Annotated in this window: 3 protein-coding genes; 1 reads left to right on the top strand and 2 read right to left on the bottom strand. The window is 63.8% G+C overall.

Features of this window, described 5'->3' with window-relative positions; genetic code table 11:
- On the top strand, positions 1-1,125 hold a 1,125-nt coding region (locus ENZ74_RS26530), incomplete at its 5' end, for an FAD-dependent oxidoreductase (protein ID WP_127313094.1).
- Between the two features lie 119 nt (positions 1,126-1,244).
- On the opposite strand, the gene ENZ74_RS26525 is transcribed toward ENZ74_RS26530, so the two are convergent.
- Positions 1,245-2,204 carry a DUF1402 family protein gene (locus ENZ74_RS26525; RefSeq protein WP_063170435.1) on the bottom strand — a complete coding sequence of 320 codons (960 nt, stop codon included), beginning with the start codon at positions 2,202-2,204 and terminating at the stop codon, positions 1,245-1,247.
- A 231-nt stretch (positions 2,205-2,435) separates the two neighbouring features.
- The coding region (locus ENZ74_RS26520; protein WP_127313093.1) for an AAA family ATPase at positions 2,436-3,206 on the bottom strand (771 nt) is incomplete at its 5' end.

Raw genomic sequence — 3,206 nt, 5'->3', positions numbered from 1 at the left:
GAGCCGCATCTGCCCTATGAGCGCCCGCCTCTGTCCAAGGAGGCGATGGCCAGCGATGCGCCCGGGATCAAGGCGATCGCCAGCGACGCAATTCTGGCCGAGAAGTCGATCCGGCATATCCATTCCGTCCAGGCCGTCGCGATCGACCGCGCGGCGCATACTGTGCGCCTGTCGGACGGATCGGTCCTGCCTTACGACAAGCTCCTGCTGGCAACCGGTTCGACGCCGCGCAAGCTGCCGATGCCGGGCCTGGGTCCGCGCTGCGTCTATCTCAGAACCTTCGCTGATGCGCTCGCCATTCGCGCGCATCTCACCCTCGGCAACCGTATCGCCATCATCGGCGGCGGCTTTATCGGCCTCGAACTCGCCGCCGCGGCCCGCAAGCTCGGTGCCGCGGTCACCGTCATCGAGGCGCAGCCTCGCATCCTGATTCGCGGCGTGCCGGCGGAGATCGCGGAAATCATCCATGAGGCGCATGTCGCCGAGGGCGTCGACATCCTGTGCGGCGACGGCATCGCGTCCATCGCCGACGATGGCAACGAGGTGCGCACCACACTTGCCGGCGGCCGGGAAATCGTCGCCGACCTCGCGATCATCGGCATCGGCGCCGTGCCGGTGGCCGGGCTTGCGGCCGAAGCGGGGCTGACGATCGACAATGGAATTGCAGTCGATGCCGAGCTGCGCAGCTGCGATCCCGACATCTTTGCCGCCGGCGATTGCTGCTCGTTTCCGCTCGCCGTCTATGGCGGCCGCCGGGTGCGGCTGGAAGCCTGGCGCAACGCCCAGGAACAGGGCGCGCTGGCGGCCAGGAACATGCTCGGCGCCGGCGAGGCGCATGCGGCGGTGCCGTGGTTCTGGTCGGATCAATATGGTCTGTCGCTGCAGATCGCCGGGCTCTCCGACGAGGGCAAAAACACCGTGCGCCGCGATCTCGGCGACGGCGCCTTCATCCTCTTCCATCTGGCTGAAGACGGCAGGCTGGTCGCGGCCAGCGGCATCGGCCCCGGCAACGCGGTCGCCCGCGACATCAGGCTGGCCGAAATGCTGATCGCCAAGCGGGCCAAGCCGGCGCCGGAAGCGCTGGGATCACCGGATGTGAAGCTGAAGTCGTTGTTGGCCGCCTGAGCCTACGCTCCCCCTTTTTGGGGGCCGCTGCGCAGCTGCGGGATGGGAGTGCGGCACCGCCCCTGACCTTCGGTCCGACCTGCCCTACAAGGGGCAGGTAAAGGCTCTGAACCCCAGCCCTAAAACAGCGCCTTCAGCTCCGGCAGTTTGTCGTTCACCAGCCAACCATAATAATTCTCTTCCGGCAGCTTTTCGGGCTCACCGGCGGCGCGGCGCCTGTCGTTCTCCGCCTTCAACGCATAAGCGCGCTGCTCCGGATTGCCGACATTGTAGAGCGTGGCGGTCAGCCCGGGATTGCCCGAAATGTCGAAGCCGGCAATGCTTTTATAGGCATCGATCGATTTCCTGATCGTCGCGGCGACGTAGGGCAGCGTCAGGTCGGGATCCATGATGGTCTTGTAGACCGAATTGGGATCGCCGACGTCGAGCTTGGGCAGGCCCGAAACCTTGTGCACCAGATCGCTCATCTGCAGGGCGGTCAGCGGATTGAGCTGGCCGAGGCCGAAGGTCTGGCCGGCATAATAAGGCTGGAAGAAGGTGGCGCCGAAGCGGTCGTCGGGAAAGCTGGTCCCGCCGACCGACTTGCCGCGAAACGAACGGTTCCACACCTGTTCGCGGCATTCCCACAGATCGTAGCTGTCGGACATCCCCGCGCATTTCTTGAATTCCGGCCGCTGCACGAAGTCGGTGATGTCCTCGCCGTCATAGGCGAAGGACAGCTTGCTGGAGAGATAGGAGATCGCCTTGACATAGTAGGTCTGCAGCCGGTCATAAGCATCGACATTGTAGGTGTGCTCGCCGACGATGGCGCCGACAATGTGCAGGGGATCGATGCCGTAGGCGGCCGCCGCCTTCCTGATCTTGGCGCGCAGATCGGCGTCGTTCTGCAGCAGGGCATAGACCTTGCGGTACTTCGCCTGGAAGCTGGTGTTGGTCGCCTGCGTGCGCCGGCTGGAGGCGCCGGGAATGTCGGGCTGCACGGCATTGCGATTTCCCGGCGGCACCAATGTCGCTGCCTCGGCGGCGAACAGCGTCGCCGCCAGCGTCAAGCCGAGAATGACCAGGATCAGTTTTTTCATGCACCCGCCGCCCAAGCAATTCCAGGAAAAGTGTGAAACGGTTTTCCGGAATTGCGTCAACCTAGAGATCGAGAATTGCCGCGCAAACTAGGTAAAGCTCTTGGTCGAGTCGAGAGCGCCCCTTCACCCGGCAGGACGAAAGGTGGCCAGATGGTACCATCTGGCCACACATGATTTTGCTTGCCGGAAAATGTTGCCTGGACCGGCGCCGGAACGTTTCGGCGCCGTCGTTTAAAGGATGAACCGCGACAGGTCGGTATTCCTGGACAGATCGCCGACATGCTTTTCGACATAGGCGGCGTCGATAGTGACGCTCGTTCCGTTGCGGTCGGGCGCATCGTAGGAGATTTCGTCCAGCACCCGCTCCATCACCGTCTGCAGGCGCCTGGCGCCTATGTTCTCGACGCTGGCGTTGAGATCGACGGCGATGCCGGCGAGCGAATCGATGGCGTCGTCGGTGAAGGTCAACTCGACGCCCTCGGTCTTCATCAGCGCGATATACTGCTTGATCAGGCTGGCCTCGGTCTCGGTCAGGATGCGCACGAAATCGTCCTTCTCCAGCGCCCGCAGTTCGACGCGGATCGGCAGGCGGCCCTGCAATTCCGGCAACAGGTCGGACGGCTTCGAGACGTGGAAGGCGCCGGAGGCGATGAACAGGATGTGATCCGTCTTCAACGGTCCGTATTTGGTCGCCACCGTGGTGCCTTCGACCAGCGGCAGCAGGTCGCGCTGCACGCCTTCGCGCGAGGGCCCGCCGGAAATGTCCGATCTCGCCGCGATCTTGTCGATCTCGTCGAGGAAGACGATGCCGTCGTTTTCCGCGGCATCGAGCGCCCGGCGCACCACCTCGTCCTGATCGAGCAGCTTGTCGGACTCGTCATTGACCAGCAGGTCGTAGGACTCCTTCACCGTCGTCTTGCGCATCTTGGTTTTCTTGCCGCCCATCGCCTTCGACAGCATGTCGTTGATGTTCAGCACGCCGATATTGGCGCCCGGCATGCC

It is taken from the genome of Mesorhizobium sp. M7A.F.Ca.CA.002.15.2.1 (genome assembly GCF_003998715.1).
Classification (GTDB): Bacteria; Pseudomonadota; Alphaproteobacteria; order Rhizobiales; family Rhizobiaceae; genus Mesorhizobium; species Mesorhizobium ciceri.
This window is presented reverse-complemented; position numbering and strand designations above follow the sequence as displayed.